Below are 15525 nucleotides of genomic sequence, written 5' to 3' on the forward strand. Positions count from 1 at the left end.
CGGCGCGTCATGCCTCGACATGACCGTTGGCGGCCGGTATACCTCCGCACTGGCCGAATAATAAGATATGGCGGAGACAGTTGAAAGCGGCGACGAAAACGTTGTCGGCACGGCACGGACGAGGGCCATCGACCGCTGCCGTGACAGATATCCCGTTCGACAACGCGCAGTGGATACGCGAGAATCCCGCTACGAGGGCATCAAAAGAACCGAACCGCACAAGACGGGACAAGACAATGACCATATCGATCGCACGCCGGTGCTGGCACGCCGCCTTTGTCGCGGGCTGCATCGCGCTGCCGGGCTGCCACGAACCCCAAGTACACACGGAACAGCCGCCGTCCGAGGATCAGTTTTTCAAGTCGGGGCTGGTTCGGGAACAGCCGTACGATGAAGCGGTATCCGGCTTCATGGTCACGAAAGACCATGCGAAGCTGATCGTGCTGGGCCGCCCCGTCCACTTCGTCCTCGATCTGCCCGACACGCTACGATCCGCCATGTCGGCCGGCTACCGGTCATCACTGCGTTGGTCGTTCACCGGATTCCGCGCGGTGGGCGGCCATGTCAAAGGCCATTACCGCGTCGTGCTGCCGGATGGCGCTTCGGCAGTCGATCGGGTGACGGCAGCCGCGCACGGGTTCATCGCCGCGCACGACGGTTCCGCGCTAGAAGGCAACATCGCCGGAATGCGTTACGCCACCCAAGGCTTCGAGATACCGCCCAAGGTGACTGCGCAGCTGCTTGACCGACCCTACACGATTGATGCCCGGCAGGTGACAGAGGCCGTGGCAATCGTGAATCTCGCGATCGAACCCACGCCGATCACGGCCGCCGCCGACGGCGATCTTGTCTTCGGCGGCGCAGCACTGGTTCCGGTCGAACTCGTCACGATTCAGGCGCCAAGGGAATGACGATGCCATCCATCGCTGCCGCAACGCGGCGTGAACGCGACGCACACCCCGAACGGAGCACCACCATGACCGCCTCACCGCTTCACGCCCCGCCGCTCGGCCCGCAACTCAAGCGCTGGCGCACGCTGCATCGCGTCAAGCAAAACCATGCGGCCGAGCTGTTCGGCGTCGCGCAATCGACGATCTCGCGCTGGGAAGCCGGCCTCCAGCAGATGTCGCCCGACGAGCGCGCGACCGCCGAGCGGTTGCTCGCGGCACGCCTCGATTCGGCCGGCGATCACGCGCTCGCGCGGCTCGTCGCGGGCAGCGCGGGCCGCATGCATCTCGTGTGCGACCTCACGCATCGCCTGCTCGCTTCTTCCCCGGCGCGCGCGGCCGAATTCTCGCGGCCGCTGTCGATGTTGCTCGGCACGTCGCTGTGGCGCTACGCGACGCCGGAGATCGTCCGCATGGAAACCGCGCTCGACACGCTCGGCTGGCACGACCACGCGGGGCCGCCGAGCGTCGAATTCGACACCGGTGCGAATGCGTCGCGCGTCGTGCCGATCCGCGGCAGCATGTGCCGGTGGACGCGGATGACGCTGTCGGACGGCTCGGCCGCCCGGCTCGTGGAGACGCTCCAGGAAGCGTGATTGCCGCGTCGCGACGAAGCACCGCATGCCGGCAACGGTGCGGCGACCTTCAACGTGCCCGGCATCCAACGCAAAAGATGCGAACGTGAATGGCAGCACGCCCAGGGGAGATGCCACATGTCGACGCTTGTCATGCGAGAACTCGTGATCGTCGCGTTCATTCTCTATCTGGGCGCGGCCGTGCTCGTTGCGCTTCGCTCGGGTGTGGCCAACGCCGGCGGCAGGCGGGTGGCGCGCCGCAGCAGCCCCTGGCTGTTCAGCCTGATCGTCGGTGTTCAAACGGGTTTCTTCGCGCTGTTCTGCTGGGCCGGGCTTTTTGCGAAGTAGCGGCGCGGCACAGCGCCACCGCCACGCATATTTCATGCGTGGACGACGCACACGCACCCGCATTACGCTAAGCGGCTCATCGCAAGGATGCCGACCATGACCCCCGATACGATCCACGCGCGGCTCGCTTTCCTGCGCGAAGCCGAACGCCTGAAGGATGTGCTGCGCAGCGGCCACACGTCGTCCGGGCGCGCGGAAAGCACGGCCGAGCACAGCTGGCGGCTGTGCCTGATGGCGCTCGTGTTCGCCGACGCGCTGCCCGGCATCGACACGCTGAAGCTGCTGAAGCTGTGCGTCGTCCACGATCTCGGCGAGGCGCTGCACGGCGACATTCCCGCGATCGAACAAGCCGCGCACCCCGACAAAAGCGCGCAAGAACGCGACGACCTGCTAACGCTGACCGCACCGCTCGATCCCGCGCGGCGCGACGAGATCGTCGCGCTGTGGGATGAATACGAGGCGGCGGCTACGCCGGAAGCACGTGCGGCGAAGGCGCTCGACAAGCTCGAGACGATCCTGCAGCACAACCAGGGCAGCAACCCGCCCGATTTCGACTACGCGTTCAATCTCGGCTACGGCCGCCGCTACACCGACGCCGCGCCGCTGTTCAGCGCGATCCGCGACATCGTCGACGCCGACACGCAACGCCGGATCGACGCGGGCGGGCAGCGCGCGTAAGCTCGCGGGATCGGGCGCGCGGCACCGCGCGCCCTACCCGTACGAGGCGCTACGCATGACGCAGAACATCTACGACGACCCGGCCTTCTTCGAAGGCTACAGCCGCCTGAACCGCTCGATTCACGGCCTCGACGGCGCACCCGAATGGCCCGCGCTGCGCGCGCTGCTGCCCGACCTGCACGGCCGCAGCGTGCTCGACCTCGGCTGCGGCTACGGCTGGTTCAGCCGCTGGGCGGCCGATCAGGGCGCGGCAAGCGTGCTCGGCATCGATGTCTCCGAGCGCATGCTCGAACGCGCGGCCTGGACCGCCGCGCACCCGGCGATCACGTACCGCCGCGCCGATCTCGAAACGCTCGCGTTGCCCAACGCCGCGTTCGATCTCGCATACAGCTCGCTCGCCTTCCACTACATCGCGCACCTCGACACGCTGCTGCGCACGATTCATCGCGCGCTCGTGCCCGGCGGGCGGCTCGTGTTCTCGATCGAACATCCCATTTATACGGCGCCGCGCCGGCCCGGCTTCGTCGTCGATGCGCAGGGCAACCGGTCCTGGCCGCTCGACGGCTACCAGCGCGAAGGCGAACGCGTGACCGACTGGCTCGCGCCGGGCGTCGTCAAGCAGCACCGCACGCTCGGCACGCTCGTGAACCTGCTGATCGGCAGCGGCTTCACGCTCACGCACCTGGACGAATGGGGACCGACGCAGGCGCAGGTCGATGCGCTGCCCGCGCTCGACGAGGAGCGCGACCGGCCGATGATGGCGCTCGTCGCCGCGCAGCGGTAACGCACGTCAGCACACGCCGCGATACCCGCACGGGCCTTCGCGTGCCGTGGTCACGGTCCGCAACAATAACGCCGCACGACCTCCGTTCCCGTGCGGCGTTCGCACAATTCAGCACAATTTCCACACGATTTGGCGTGATGTCCTCGCTTACCATGAGCGGCTGATTCGACTCGGCACGCCCGCGCGATGCGTACGCGGATGCCGTCGCGGGCAACCTGCCCGACATGCGACGCCGACCGGATCGTCCCGCCTGGCCGCACGCATCGCCGGCACTGCCTGATCCTCGCCGCACGCTCATGACTCAGAAGACCCATCGCCGCCGGCGCATCGTGCTGGCTACCCTTGCCATCGTGGCGATCGCCGCTGGCGTCACGCTGAAGGCGTGCGCGCCCGACAAGCATCCGCAATACCTGTCCGCGCCCGTCTCGCGCGGCGATCTCGAGAATGCGGTGCTGGCCACCGGCGCGCTGCAGGCCTTCCGGCAGGTCGACGTCGGCGCGCAGGTGTCGGGGCAGTTGAAGTCGCTGAAGGTCAAGCTCGGCGACAAGGTCACGAAGGGTCAGTGGCTCGCCGAGATCGATCCCGTGATCTCGGAAAACGCGCTGCGCCAGGCGCGCGCCAGCGAAGAAAGCCTGCGCGCGCAACAACAATCGACCGCCGCGCAACTCACGCAGGCGGAACTCGCGTTCAAGCGCCAGCAGGCGATGCTGCCCGACGATGCGACCTCGCGCGAATCGTTCGAGGCCGCACGCGCGGCGCTCGACGTGCAGCGCGCGACACTCGCGTCGCTCGCCGCGCAGATCCGCTCGGCCCGCATCCAGATCGAGACCGCGCAGGCGAACCTCGGCTACACGCGCATCGTCGCGCCGATCGACGGCGAAGTCGTCGCGGTCGTCACGCAGGAAGGCCAGACCGTGATCGCCCAGCAGCAGGCGCCGGTGATCCTGAAGCTCGCCGATCTCGACACGATGACCGTGAAGGCGCAGGTGTCGGAAGCCGACGTGATTCGCGTGCGTGCCGGCCAGACCGCGTATTTCACGATCCTCGGCGAACCGGACAAGCGTCACTACGGCAAGCTGCGCGCGATCGAGCCGGCGCCGCAGAACTACGCGGAAGCGCAGAGCCCGCTCGGCGGCGGTGCGGGCGGCGGCTCGAAGCCGAATTCGGCCGTGTTCTACAACGCGCTGTTCGAAGTGCCGAATCCCGAGCATCGGCTGCGCATCTCGATGACCGCGCAAGTCAACATCGTGCTCGGCAACGCCCGCAACGCGCTCAGCATTCCGGCGGCCGCGCTCGGCGAAAAACGCAAGGACGGCACCTACGCGGTGCGCGTGCTGCGCGCCGACGGCAGCACGGAAACGCGCAACGTGCGCATCGGCATCAACAACAACGTGCGCGTCGAAGTCCTGGCCGGCCTGAAGGACGGCGAACGCGTCGTGATCGGCGAAGCGGCCGGAGACGACCACGCGCCGCTGGCGGACGTGGTGTGACGATGAGCCAGCCCCTGCTGAAACTCGCTGCCGTCACGCGACGCTTTCCGGCCGGCGACAAGGATGTCGTTGTCCTGAACAACGTCAACCTGTCGATCCACGCGGGCGAGATCGTCGCGATCGTCGGCGCGTCGGGCTCCGGGAAATCGACGCTGATGAACATCCTCGGCTGCCTCGACCACCCGAGCGAAGGTACCTACACGGTCGGCGGCCGCGACACGCACATGCTCGACAGCGACGAGCTCGCGCAACTGCGCCGCGAGCACTTCGGCTTCGTGTTCCAGCGCTACCACCTGCTGCCGCACGTCGACGCCGTCGCGAACCTCGAGATGCCCGCGATCTATGCCGGCACGCCGCGCGCCGAGCGGCACGCGCGCGCACGCGAACTGCTCGCGCGCCTCGGGCTCGCGGATCGTGCGCACCATCGCCCCGGACAACTGTCGGGCGGCCAGCAGCAGCGCGTGAGCATCGCGCGTGCGCTGATGAACGGCGGCCAGGTGATCCTCGCCGACGAGCCGACCGGCGCGCTCGACACGAAAAGCGGCCAGGACGTGATCCGCATCCTGCACGAGCTGAACGCGCTCGGCCATACGATCGTCATCGTCACGCACGACAAGGCCGTCGCGCGCCATGCGAAGCGCATCATCGAGATCAGCGACGGCGAGATCGTCGCCGACCGGCCGAATCGTCACTACGCAGAAGCGCTCGAGGAAGCGCTCGTGGAAGCGGGGGTCGACGCAGCGGAAGCGAGCGAAGCCGCCACCCGCGCGCCGCACGCGCACGATCGCCACGACACGCCACCGCCGCCCGCCGCCGTCGACACCGATGCGCATGCCGACACCGACACCGGCACTCGCACGCGACGCTTCGCGGCCGGCTCCGGCCGCTTCGCCGAAGCGTGCCGGATGGCATGGATCGCGCTCGTATCGCACCGGCTGCGCACGCTGTTGACGATGCTCGGGATCATCATCGGCATCACGTCGGTCGTGTCGATCGTCGCGATCGGTGAAGGCGCGAAGCGCTACATGCTCGACGAGATCGGCAGCATCGGCACGAACACGATCAACCTCTATCCGGGCACCGACTGGGGTGACAGCCGCGCCGACGCGATCCAGACGCTCGTGCCCGCCGACGTCGCCGCGCTCGCCGAGCAGCCGTACGTCGACAGCGCGACGCCCGAAACGTCGCGCACGCTGCTGCTGCGCTACCGCAACGTCGACGTGAACGCGCTCGTGAGCGGCGTCGGCGATCGCTTCTTCCAGGCGCGCGGGATGCGCTTCGCGCTGGGTGTCGCGTTCGACGAGGACGCGGTGCGCCGCCAGGTGCAGGTGGCCGTGATCGACCAGAACACGCGCCGCAAGCTGTTCGGCGCGACGCGCAACCCGATCGGCGAAGTGATCCTGGTCGACAACGTGCCGTGCGTCGTGATCGGCGTGACGGCCGACAAGAAGAGCGCGTTCGGCAGCGTGAAGAGCCTGAACGTGTGGGTGCCGTACACGACCGCGAGCGGGCGCCTGTTCGGGCAGCGCTATCTCGACAGCATCACCGTGCGCGTGCGCGACGGGCAGCCGAGCGCCGCCGCCGAGAAAAGCCTCGAAAAGCTGATGACGCAGCGCCACGGCCGCAAGGACTTCTTCACGTACAACATGGACAGCGTGGTGAAGACCGTCGAGAAGACCGGCCAGTCGCTTACGTTGCTGCTGTCGCTGATCGCGGTGATCTCGCTCGTCGTCGGCGGGATCGGCGTGATGAACATCATGCTGGTGTCGGTCACCGAGCGCACGCGCGAAATCGGCATCCGGATGGCGGTCGGCGCGCGCCAGTCCGACATCCTGCAGCAGTTTCTCGTCGAGGCCGTGCTCGTCTGCCTGCTCGGCGGCACGATCGGCATCGCGCTGTCGTTCGGGCTCGGCGCGCTGTTCTCGATGTTCGTCGCGCAGTGGAAGATGGTGTTCTCGGCCGGCGCGATCGTGACGGCTTTCGTCTGCTCGACGCTCACTGGTGTGATTTTCGGCTTCATGCCCGCGCGCAACGCATCGCGGCTCGATCCGATCGATGCGCTCGCGCGCGATTGAAGAAAGATCTGTCATGACGCATTCCTCTCCCCTCCACCGCCTGGGCGCAGTCGCGTGCGCGGCCGCGCTACTCGCCGGCTGTGCCGGCGCGCGCCACGAACCGCTGCCCACCGTCGCGATGCCCGCGAACTGGGAGGCGCCGGTCGCGGCCGGCGCACCGGCCACCACACGCGACTGGTGGCGCAGCTTCGGCGATCCGCAGCTCGACGCGCTGATCGACGACGCGCTGCGCGCCAACAACGACCTCGCGATCGCGGCGATCCGCGTGTACCGCGCGCAACTGCAGGCCGGGCTCGCGGATACGAACCTGACGCCGAACGTGTCGCTCGGCGCGAACGGCGCCGTGTCGCGCACGCTCGATACGCACCGGATGAGCCGGACGAGCGGCGTGACCGGCTCGCTCAGCTATGAAATCGACCTGTGGGGCCGGCTGGCCGCGCTGCGCGACGCCGCGCGCTGGGAAGCGGACGCGACGGCCGCCGATCTCGAAGCCGCGCGGCTGTCGCTGATCGGCACGACCGCGTCGCTGTACTGGCAGATCGGCTATCTGAACCGGCAGATCGCGCTCGGCGAAGCGAACATCGCGTATGCGGTCCGCACGCTTGCGGTCGTCCGATCGCGACACACGGCCGGCGCCGTGTCGGGGCTCGATCTCGCGCAGGCCGAAGAGAGCCTCGCCGCGCAACGCGCCGCCCAGACGCAACTGATCCAGCAACGCGCCGAGAACCGCCACGCGCTCGCGATCCTGTTCGACCGGCCGCCGCAGCAGCGCGCGGCCGAGCCGGCCGCCCTGCCCGTCGCGGCGCCGCCGGAAGTCGTGGCCGGCCTGCCCGCGAGCCTGCTCGGCCGGCGTCCCGACCTGCGTGCGGCGGAATTCCGGCTACGCGAGTCGCTCGCGCAGGTCGACGCAACGCGCACGAGCTTCTATCCGACCTTCACGCTGACCGGCCAGGCCGGCACGTCGAGCACGAGCCTCGAGCGCGTGCTGATGAATCCGGTCGGCACGCTTGGGCTCGGCCTGGCACTGCCGTTCATCCAGTGGAACACGATGCAGTTGCAGATCAGGGTGTCGAAGTCGCAGTACGAGGAAGCCGTCGTCGGGTTCCGCCAGAAGCTCTACACGGCGCTCGCGGAAGTCGAGAACGCGCTGTCGGCGCGTGTGCAGCTCGAGCGCGAAGCCGAACAGCGCGCGCTGTCGCTGGCCCAGGCGCAGCGCGCCGAACAGCTGGCCGCCGCGCGCTTCGCGGCCGGCGCGACCGCCGTGCAGCCGTGGCTCGACCAGCAGCAGCGGCTGCGCGATGCGCAAAGCGCCGACGAACTGACGCGCCTGAACCGGCTCAACAACCAGATGACGCTGTACCGCGCGCTCGGCGGCGGGATGTCCTGACCGGCGCGCGCACCGCGCCGGCCGCGCCGACCCTGCGCGGCGTCATTCGCACACGGGCGCCCCGCGTCGCGCCGGCGCGAACGCCACCGCGCTCGCCGTCGCGAGCACGGCCACGCCCGCCGCACCGTACACCATCACCCAGCCGAACCCGTGCACGAGCGCCGCGTGCAGCGCCGCACCGGTCGGGTCGGCCTGCGCGAGCGCAGGGGCGATCTCGTGCAGCCCGTCCGTGCGGCCGGACGCAATCTCCTGCGCAAGCCGGCGCAGCGCCGCGTCGCCGATCGTGCCCGCGACACCGCTCTTCAGGCTCGCGACGATCCCCGCGACCAGCACGAAGCCCATCGCCGCGATGTTCAGCGCGAGCGAGATCATCCGCGCGCTCATGTCGATGCCCGACGCCATCCCGGCCCGCGAGCTCGGCACCGCGCCCGTCGTCGTGTTGGTCACGGGGGTATTCGTGAGCCCGAGCCCGATGCCGGCGATCACGCAGCCGGGCAGCATCGTAATCCAGCTCGCATGGTCGGCCGCGCTGCCGATCCGCATCAACGCGAACCCCGCGGCGATCGTGAACAGGCCGCCCGGGATCACGACGCCCGGCCCGTAGCGCAGCGCGAGCCGTTCGCCGAACGGCGGCGCGACCAGCGTCGGCAACGTGTACGCGAGCAACGCGAGGCCGGCCGTCACGCTGTCGTAGCCAAGCGCGACCTGGAACCAGATCGGCAGGTAGATCATGAACGGCCAGAAGCTGAAGTTCATCCCCATCGAACCGAAGATCGCGCCGGTGAACGCGCGAATCCGGAACACCGAGAAGTCGAACATCGGCCGCGCGCTGGCGCGTTCCGCGACGAAGAAGCCGGCCAGCGCCAGCACGGTCGCGCCGAGCACGCCGAGGCCGGCCGCGCTGGTCAGCCCGAGCGCCGCGCTTTGCGTGATGTAGAACGCCAGGCCGAGCACCGCGAGCGACAGCGTGACGATGCCCGCCACGTCGAGCCTGCCCGCGTGCGGATCGCGCGACTCCTGCACCGCGCCGCCGATCAGCACGAGCGCGATGGCCGCGAGCGGCGCATGGACGAGGAACACCCACGGCCAGCTTGCCAGCGCGACGATCGCGCCGCCGACGATCGGCCCGAACCCGAGCCCGATGCCGAACACGATCCCCCAGATCCCGAACGCGCGGCCGCGCTCGCGGCCCTCGCGGAACTGGTGCGACAGCACCGCGATCTGGCAGATCAGCATCGCGCCGCCGCTGGCGCCCTGCAGCAGCCGCCCCGCGACGAGCACCGGCACGTTCGGCGCGAGCCCGCACAGCAGCGACGTCGCGCCGAACAGCACGGTGCCGATCACGTACACGCGCTTGCGGCCGAACCGGTCGGCGAGCGTGCCGGCCGCCATCAGCACGGTCGTGCACGCGATCGTGTACGCATTCATGATCCACTGCATGCCGTTGAAATCGCCATGCAGCACGTGTTCGAGCGTCGGCAGGATCACCGGCACGCTCGAGATTTCGAGGCCGAACATCAGCGACGTGAGACAGACGGCCGCGAGTGCGACCGCATTCCTGCGGGAGTCGGATTGCGTCATGCGTATTGCGCCGCAGCCCGGCAACGGGCCGCGCGCCTCCAGGTGAGAAGGATTCGCCGCGTGCGACCGGCGACGCACGCTGGACGGGAATCGGTACTATAGTGAGAATTCCCATCCCCATTGACGCATGCATTTCTCCAGACTGGGGAACTACAGGACTCAATCTCCCCCATGACCGACAGACTCGACGGCGTGACGACCTTCGTCCAGGTAGTGGAATCCGGCAGCTTCGCGCTTGCCGCGGAGCGGCTCGACATGACGCGTTCGGCCGTCGGCAAGGCGGTCGCGCGACTCGAGAAACGGCTCGGCGCGCGGCTGCTGCAACGCACGACGCGCAGCCAGAGCCTGACCGACGACGGCCAGGCGTACTACGACCGCTGCGTGCGCGCGCTCGCGGAACTGGAAGCGGCGGAAGCCGACCTCGACTGCGGCCGCAACGAGCCGCGCGGCAAGCTGCGCCTGAGCGTGCCGCTCGCGTTCGGGCATCACTGCGTGACGCCCATCGTGCTCGATCTCGCGCGCACCTATCCGCATTTGCGGATCGACGTGTCGATCACCGACCGTTTCGTCGATCTCGTCGAGGAAGGCATCGACCTCGCGGTGCGAATCGGCACGCTCGCAGACAGCACGAGCCTCGCGGTGCGGCGGCTCGGCACGCAATACGGCAGCCTCGGCGCGGCGCCGTCGTATCTCGCCCGCTACGGGATCCCGAAGACGCTCGACGACCTGAAAGACCACCGGACGATCGCGTATTCACGCTCGGGCGTGATTCAACCGTGGGACTTGCGTGCGCTGGACGGCTCGACGGTGCGGGTCGACATGCCGCACCAGCTCAGTTTCGACGACGTGCAGGCAATCGCGGCGGCCGGTGCATCGGGGTTCGGGATCGCGTGGCTGCCGAGCTGGCTGCTCGATCAATACGTGAAGCGCGGCGAGATGACGGTCGTGCTCGACCGCTGCTTCGTCTGCGAAGGCGACATCCACGCGATCTGGCCGAAGACGCGCTACCTGCCGCGCAAGACGCGCTGCGTGATCGACGCGCTCGCGCAGGCGGTGCCGCCGATGATCGAACGATAGGCAGGACTGCGCACGGTGCCGCGGCTCGTGCCGCTCCCGTACGAGCGACACGTCCGCGCTATTTCGCGTCGCCGCCGTCGACCGCCAGCATGCGCCGGCGGCGCGCGCGGGCGAGTGCCGCCGGCGCGAAGTGCAGCACAACCAGCCGCGTCAGGTGATGAGACAGGACGAACACGACGTTCAACCCGCCGCCGTAGGCGACGATCGTGATCGTCTCGATGGCCCCGGGCGCATACGAGAGCCACAGCGGCAGCACCCCGTAGCCGGACAGCCGCGCCATCCCCCACGCGAACGCACCGGCCACCATCAGCATCAACGCGATGCATGCAAGGCCGGTTCGGCCGTATCGCAGCCCGTCCGCGAGTGTGATCTGCCTGAACTGTGCGCCGATCAGCGCGCCCAGGATGACCGACGCCGCATCGACGCACCACGCCGGCACTTCGAAGTCGTGCAGCCATCCCGCTCGCACGAACACGCCGGTCAGCACGATGGCCGTGATCATGAACGGCGCCGGCACGCCGAGCCCGAGCAACGCCCGCCCGGCCAGCACGCACAGCGCCACCAGCCCGGTCAGCGCCAGCCACGTCTCGACCGGCAACGCCGCGACCGCCGCTTGCTGCGGCGCGCCCATCTGCGCCGGAATGAAGCAACTGACGAGGATCGTGATCGACAGGAGCCGCACGAGATGCACGACGATCACCTTGGCCGACGCGCGTTCGGATTCCAGCAGGTCGAATACGGCGGCAAGTGCGCCGGGATAGACAGCCAGCAAAGCATCGGCCCGGTTCCAGCGCGAGACGCGGGACAACCAAAGACTGCCGACTGCGATCTGCGTGGCCAGGCACAAGAGCAGGACGCCCAGGCTCGGCACGATCGAGACGACCATCTGCGTGTCCCAGGACCGGAACAGCAGGCCGGTGGCCGTGCCGAGCACGATCTGCACGAACTCGAGGCCGAAGCGCAGCCTGGGCGCGAAACCGAACCGGCTGGTCGCGATCGACGCGGCGAGAATCGCGCCGAGCAGCAGGCCATGCGGGACGCCTGCAACCCGCAGCACGAGCCCGACCGCGGTCAGGCAGGCGAGATACGCGAGTGTCTTCATCGGGAAGCGGCCTGGCTGTCGGCCTGTCTCTGGCCTATCCACATGGCAATGAAATCAGAAGTAGTTGAAATGAAATTCCAGACTCGAAAACAGACCACCCGATTATTCCGGATTCAATCATCCATAATTCACGAATCCAATCAAGGTGCGATGACACACGGGTCAACTCACGTTGAAACACCGAGTGCACTACGAATTCACCAGAAAAAGCGGTCGATGCGCGAATGTCGCCAATCGAGCAGCAGTCACGAATCCGATCAGCCCGGCGTCCCGGTCTGCAAACCCCACCCGGAACAGATCCTCTCATGCTTGCCTCGGGCTTTTTATCGAATAACGGCGTTTTCATGCGAGCTTTCGGCTCGGAGATTTTAAATCATCCAACTACCAATCAAACTTTGCTTGACGATATTAATGGCTCTATCGATTTCGTGACAAGCAGAAACCCTCCCCACCACCTCAAAATCCGGAAATTATTATTGATATTTTCATCTATTCCGGGCAGTTGTGATTTCACGCAGCGGATGGTAGCGCGCGTTACCGCATGCACGGCACTGGATGCGCGCCGACCTCAAAAAAGAAAAACGGCGCATGCCGAAGCATGCGCCGCCTTGCAGGTTGCCGGCCCCGCGCCGGCCGTTCAATCCGCGCCCAGCGCCGCGAGCGGATGCGCAAACAGCTTCCACGGCGACGTAAGGAAATGCCGCACGCGTTCGGCGCGCAACTCGACGAGCGACGCGGGCGCCCAGCGCGGCTTGCGATCCTTGTCGACGAGATGCGCACGCACGCCTTCGCAGAAGTCGCCTTCCTCGATCGCGCGCGCGACGATGCCGAGCTCCATCCGGAACGATTCGGCCAGCGTCATCTGGCGGCCGCGCAGCAGCGCCTCGCGCGTCACGCACAGCATCGTCGGCGAATGGCCGGCGAGCGCATCGAGCGTCGCCTGCAGCCATTGACGATGCTCGCGCGACAGCTCCTCGCGTGCGAGATCCTGCGTCAGCGTCGCGACGATCCGCTCGACGGTCGAGCGCTTGTCGAAGTGGCGCACGATCCACGGCATCTGGCTGTCGAGCGCCGCATGCGGCACGACGTTGCACGGCGGCTCGAACACCTTGCGCAGCAACGGCAGCGCATCGCCTTCCCACTTGACGCTTTCGATGCGCGTCTCGAACGTGTCGAGCCATGCGGACGGCACGCACAGATCCGCGAGCTTCGCCGTGAGCGCGTCGGCGCCCGACAGCATCGCGCCGGTCAGCCCGACGTACAGCTCGAGTTCGGCCGGCATGCGCGACAGGAAATGCGTCGCGCCGACGTCGGGCACGAGGCCGATGCGCGTCTCCGGCATCGCGATCTTGCTGCGCTCGGTCGCGACACGCAGCGCCGCGCCCTGCGCGAGGCCCATGCCGCCGCCCATCGTCACGCCGTCCATCAGCGCGACCACCGGCTTCGGGAACGTATGGATCGCGTAGTCGAGCCGGTATTCGTCGACGAAGAACGGCAGCCAGGTTTCACGCTGCGCGACCATCCTGTACAGCGCACGCACGTCGCCGCCCGCGCAGAAACCCTTCTCGCCGGCGCCGCGCAGCACGACCGCGACGATCTGGTCGTCGTCACGGCAGCGCTCGAGGAGCGCGGCCAGTTCGCCGATCATCGCGTACGACAGCGCATTGAGCGCCGCCGGCCGGTTCAGCGTGATCAGCGCCACGCGGTTCACCACGCGGAACAGCACCTCGGGTGCGTGCTCCGCGAACGCGTCGTGATTCGTCACCGGCGTGCTCATCGTTGCGGCTCTCCCTCGTTGTGCCACTGCGGCGCGCGCTTGCCGAGGAACGCAGCCACGCCTTCGCGCGGATCGTTCGTGTCGAACAGGTCGACGAAGCGTTCGCGCTCGACCGCGAGCGCCGCGCTGCGCGGCACGCCGCGGCGCGCGAGGCCGATCAGCTCCTTGCTGTACGCAACCGCGTGCGGGCTCTGCCGCGCGACGTTGCGCGCGAGCGCCAGCGCCGCATCGCGCGATGCGCCCGACGCCACGACGTCCTCGACGAGGCCGATCCGCAGCGCGGTGGCCGCATCGACACGCGCGCCCGTCAGGATGATCTTCTTCGCCCAGCCTTCGCCGACGAGCCAGGGCAGCGTCTGCGTGCCGAGCCCGCACGGCAGCAGGCCCACCGACGGCTCGGGCAGCGCCATCTGCGCATGCGTCTCGGCAATCCGCAGGTCGCACGCGAGCGCGCATTCGAGCCCGCCGCCCATCGCGTAGCCGTTGATCGCCGCGATCGTCACGACGCGCGCATCGTGCAGCGCCTCGAACGCCGCGCCGAAACGCGACGCCATCGCACGCGCGACCGCGCGGTCGCCTTCGGCGAACGTGTTGAGGTCGGCGCCCGCGCTGAAGAACTTCGGGCCGTCGCCGGTGATCACCAGCGCGCGCACGCGCGGGTTCGCATTCAGTTCGGCGACGGTTGCCTGCAGTTGCCGCAGCCCGTCGGCGGTAAAGGCGTTCGCGGGCGGACGCTTGAGCGTCGCGCACGCGATCGCGCCGTCGTCGACGTAGTCCAGTTCGATCATCACGCGTCCTTCTTCGTTGCCGGTTGGTACAGGCGGATCACCGCCGAGAAATCGAGCTGGCCGTCGCCACGGCTGCTCATCGTCTGGTACAGCTGCTGCGCGAGCGCGCCCAGATAGACGGGCTGGCGGGCCTGCTTCGCGGCGTCGTTCGCGAGGCCGAGATCCTTCAGCATCAGGTCAGTGCCGAAGCCGCCCGAGTAGCCGCGCGACGACGGCGCGGTCTCGATCACGCCCGGATACGGGTTGTAGGTGTCCGAACTCCAGCAGCGGCCCGTCGACGTGTTGACGATGCCGGCCAGCACCTTCGGGTCGATGCCGAGCGCGACGCCGAGCGACATCGCCTCCGACACGGCCGCCATCGAGATGCCGAGCACGAGGTTGTTGCAGACCTTCGCGACCTGCCCCATCCCCGTCGCGCCGCAGTGGACGATGTTCTTGCCCATGCCTGCGAGCACCGGCTTCACGCGCTCGAAATCCGCGTCGCTGCCGCCGACCATGAAGGTCAGCGTGCCGGCCGCCGCGCCGCCGGTGCCGCCCGACACGGGCGCATCGACGAACGCACCGCCGTGCTCGCGCACGAGCGCGCCGAACGCCTGCGCGCTCGCCGGGTCGATCGTGCTCGAATCGATCACGGTCGCGCCCGCGCCGAGGCCGGCGAGCACGCCGTTCTCGCCGGACAGCACCGAGCGCACGTGCGGTGCGGCCGGCAGCATCGTGATGACGAACGTCGCGCCCGATGCCGCATCGCGCGGCGATGCGGCCACCTGTGCACCAGCGTCCTGCAGCGCGCGCAAGGCGTCGGCGCTCAGGTCGAACGCATGTACTTCATGGCCTGCTTTCAGCAGGTTCAGCGCCATCGGCGCGCCCATGTGGCCGAGGCCGATAAATCCGATTTTCATGTTCGTGTCCTCCGCCG

14 protein-coding genes are annotated in these 15525 nt (G+C 68.3%); 9 read left to right on the plus strand and 5 right to left on the minus strand.

Translation table 11 applies throughout. The features are described 5' to 3' along the window. Positions 1-236 precede the first annotated feature (236 nt). From CFB50_RS29610 to CFB50_RS29645, 8 genes are all read left to right on the plus strand, one after another. Entirely contained in the window at positions 237-911 is a 675-nt protein-coding gene (locus CFB50_RS29610) for a hypothetical protein (protein ID WP_069252257.1), read from the plus strand. 65 nt (positions 912-976) lie between these two features. Continuing rightward, positions 977-1543, plus strand: a complete 567-nt coding sequence (locus tag CFB50_RS29615; RefSeq protein WP_089448147.1) for a helix-turn-helix domain-containing protein — start codon at positions 977-979, stop codon at positions 1541-1543. A gap of 117 nt (positions 1544-1660) precedes the next feature. Further along, positions 1661-1870, plus strand: coding sequence for a hypothetical protein (locus CFB50_RS39075; RefSeq protein ID WP_144020710.1), 210 nt, complete (start codon positions 1661-1663; stop codon positions 1868-1870). Positions 1871-1966: 96 nt separating this feature from the next. Then, positions 1967-2548 (plus strand): HD domain-containing protein, encoded by a 582-nt coding sequence (locus tag CFB50_RS29625; protein WP_069252259.1) that lies wholly within the window; start codon positions 1967-1969, stop codon positions 2546-2548. A 55-nt stretch (positions 2549-2603) separates the two neighbouring features. After that, a complete protein-coding gene (locus CFB50_RS29630; RefSeq protein ID WP_069252260.1) occupies positions 2604-3332 on the plus strand; it encodes a class I SAM-dependent methyltransferase in 729 nt (242 codons plus the stop codon). Positions 3333-3628: 296 nt separating this feature from the next. After that, positions 3629-4822 (plus strand): efflux RND transporter periplasmic adaptor subunit, encoded by a 1194-nt coding sequence (locus CFB50_RS29635; protein ID WP_069252261.1) that lies wholly within the window; start codon positions 3629-3631, stop codon positions 4820-4822. Between the two features lie 2 nt (positions 4823-4824). Further along, complete coding sequence (locus CFB50_RS29640) at positions 4825-6897, plus strand: MacB family efflux pump subunit (RefSeq protein ID WP_069252262.1); 2073 nt, start codon at positions 4825-4827, stop codon at positions 6895-6897. A gap of 13 nt (positions 6898-6910) precedes the next feature. Then, the gene (locus CFB50_RS29645) at positions 6911-8284 is read left to right on the plus strand and encodes an efflux transporter outer membrane subunit (RefSeq protein ID WP_089448148.1); all 1374 of its coding nucleotides are present in this window, start codon (positions 6911-6913) and stop codon (positions 8282-8284) included. Between the two features lie 42 nt (positions 8285-8326). On the opposite strand, the gene CFB50_RS29650 is transcribed toward CFB50_RS29645, so the two are convergent. Beyond that, positions 8327-9865, minus strand: a complete 1539-nt coding sequence (locus CFB50_RS29650; RefSeq protein WP_069252264.1) for an MFS transporter — start codon at positions 9863-9865, stop codon at positions 8327-8329. 171 nt (positions 9866-10036) lie between these two features. Here CFB50_RS29650 and CFB50_RS29655 point away from each other — a divergent pair, with 171 nt between their 5' ends. After that, positions 10037-10942 carry a LysR family transcriptional regulator gene (locus CFB50_RS29655; protein ID WP_069252265.1) on the plus strand — a complete coding sequence of 302 codons (906 nt, stop codon included), beginning with the start codon at positions 10037-10039 and terminating at the stop codon, positions 10940-10942. Positions 10943-11000: 58 nt separating this feature from the next. Here the strand turns inward: CFB50_RS29655 and CFB50_RS29660 are convergent, their stop codons facing one another. The 4 genes from CFB50_RS29660 to mmsB form a co-directional block, all read right to left on the minus strand. Then, on the minus strand, positions 11001-12044 hold the full coding sequence (locus tag CFB50_RS29660) for an AbrB family transcriptional regulator (protein WP_069252266.1): 1044 nt from the start codon (positions 12042-12044) through the stop codon (positions 11001-11003). 637 nt (positions 12045-12681) lie between these two features. Beyond that, complete coding sequence (locus tag CFB50_RS29665; RefSeq protein ID WP_089448149.1) at positions 12682-13821, minus strand: enoyl-CoA hydratase/isomerase family protein; 1140 nt, start codon at positions 13819-13821, stop codon at positions 12682-12684. After that, on the minus strand, positions 13818-14609 hold the full coding sequence (locus tag CFB50_RS29670; RefSeq protein WP_069252268.1) for an enoyl-CoA hydratase: 792 nt from the start codon (positions 14607-14609) through the stop codon (positions 13818-13820). The genes CFB50_RS29665 and CFB50_RS29670 overlap by 4 nt, the downstream gene beginning before the upstream one ends. Next, positions 14609-15508: a 3-hydroxyisobutyrate dehydrogenase gene (gene mmsB / locus CFB50_RS29675; protein ID WP_069252269.1), complete on the minus strand. Its 900-nt coding sequence runs from the start codon at positions 15506-15508 to the stop codon at positions 14609-14611. Before mmsB ends, CFB50_RS29670 begins: the two co-directional genes overlap by 1 nt. Positions 15509-15525: the final 17 nt, after the last annotated feature.

It is taken from the genome of Burkholderia sp. AU33423 (assembly GCF_002223135.1).
Taxonomy (GTDB): Bacteria; Pseudomonadota; Gammaproteobacteria; order Burkholderiales; family Burkholderiaceae; genus Burkholderia; species Burkholderia lata_D.

Excerpts from the sequence above, each read along its gene's own strand:
- CFB50_RS29655 (WP_069252265.1), top strand. The coding sequence starts at position 10,037 with ATGACCGACAGACTCGACGGCGTGACGACCTTCGTCCAGGTAGTGGAA.
- CFB50_RS29640 (WP_069252262.1), top strand. The coding sequence starts at position 4,825 with ATGAGCCAGCCCCTGCTGAAACTCGCTGCCGTCACGCGACGCTTTCCG.
- CFB50_RS29670 (WP_069252268.1), bottom strand. The coding sequence starts at position 14,609 with ATGATCGAACTGGACTACGTCGACGACGGCGCGATCGCGTGCGCGACG.
- CFB50_RS39075 (WP_144020710.1), top strand. The coding sequence starts at position 1,661 with ATGTCGACGCTTGTCATGCGAGAACTCGTGATCGTCGCGTTCATTCTC.
- CFB50_RS29630 (WP_069252260.1), top strand. The coding sequence starts at position 2,604 with ATGACGCAGAACATCTACGACGACCCGGCCTTCTTCGAAGGCTACAGC.
- CFB50_RS29635 (WP_069252261.1), top strand. The coding sequence starts at position 3,629 with ATGACTCAGAAGACCCATCGCCGCCGGCGCATCGTGCTGGCTACCCTT.
- CFB50_RS29660 (WP_069252266.1), bottom strand. The coding sequence starts at position 12,044 with ATGAAGACACTCGCGTATCTCGCCTGCCTGACCGCGGTCGGGCTCGTG.
- mmsB (WP_069252269.1), bottom strand. The coding sequence starts at position 15,508 with ATGAAAATCGGATTTATCGGCCTCGGCCACATGGGCGCGCCGATGGCG.
- CFB50_RS29625 (WP_069252259.1), top strand. The coding sequence starts at position 1,967 with ATGACCCCCGATACGATCCACGCGCGGCTCGCTTTCCTGCGCGAAGCC.
- CFB50_RS29615 (WP_089448147.1), top strand. The coding sequence starts at position 977 with ATGACCGCCTCACCGCTTCACGCCCCGCCGCTCGGCCCGCAACTCAAG.
- CFB50_RS29610 (WP_069252257.1), top strand. The coding sequence starts at position 237 with ATGACCATATCGATCGCACGCCGGTGCTGGCACGCCGCCTTTGTCGCG.
- CFB50_RS29650 (WP_069252264.1), bottom strand. The coding sequence starts at position 9,865 with ATGACGCAATCCGACTCCCGCAGGAATGCGGTCGCACTCGCGGCCGTC.
- CFB50_RS29645 (WP_089448148.1), top strand. The coding sequence starts at position 6,911 with ATGACGCATTCCTCTCCCCTCCACCGCCTGGGCGCAGTCGCGTGCGCG.
- CFB50_RS29665 (WP_089448149.1), bottom strand. The coding sequence starts at position 13,821 with ATGAGCACGCCGGTGACGAATCACGACGCGTTCGCGGAGCACGCACCC.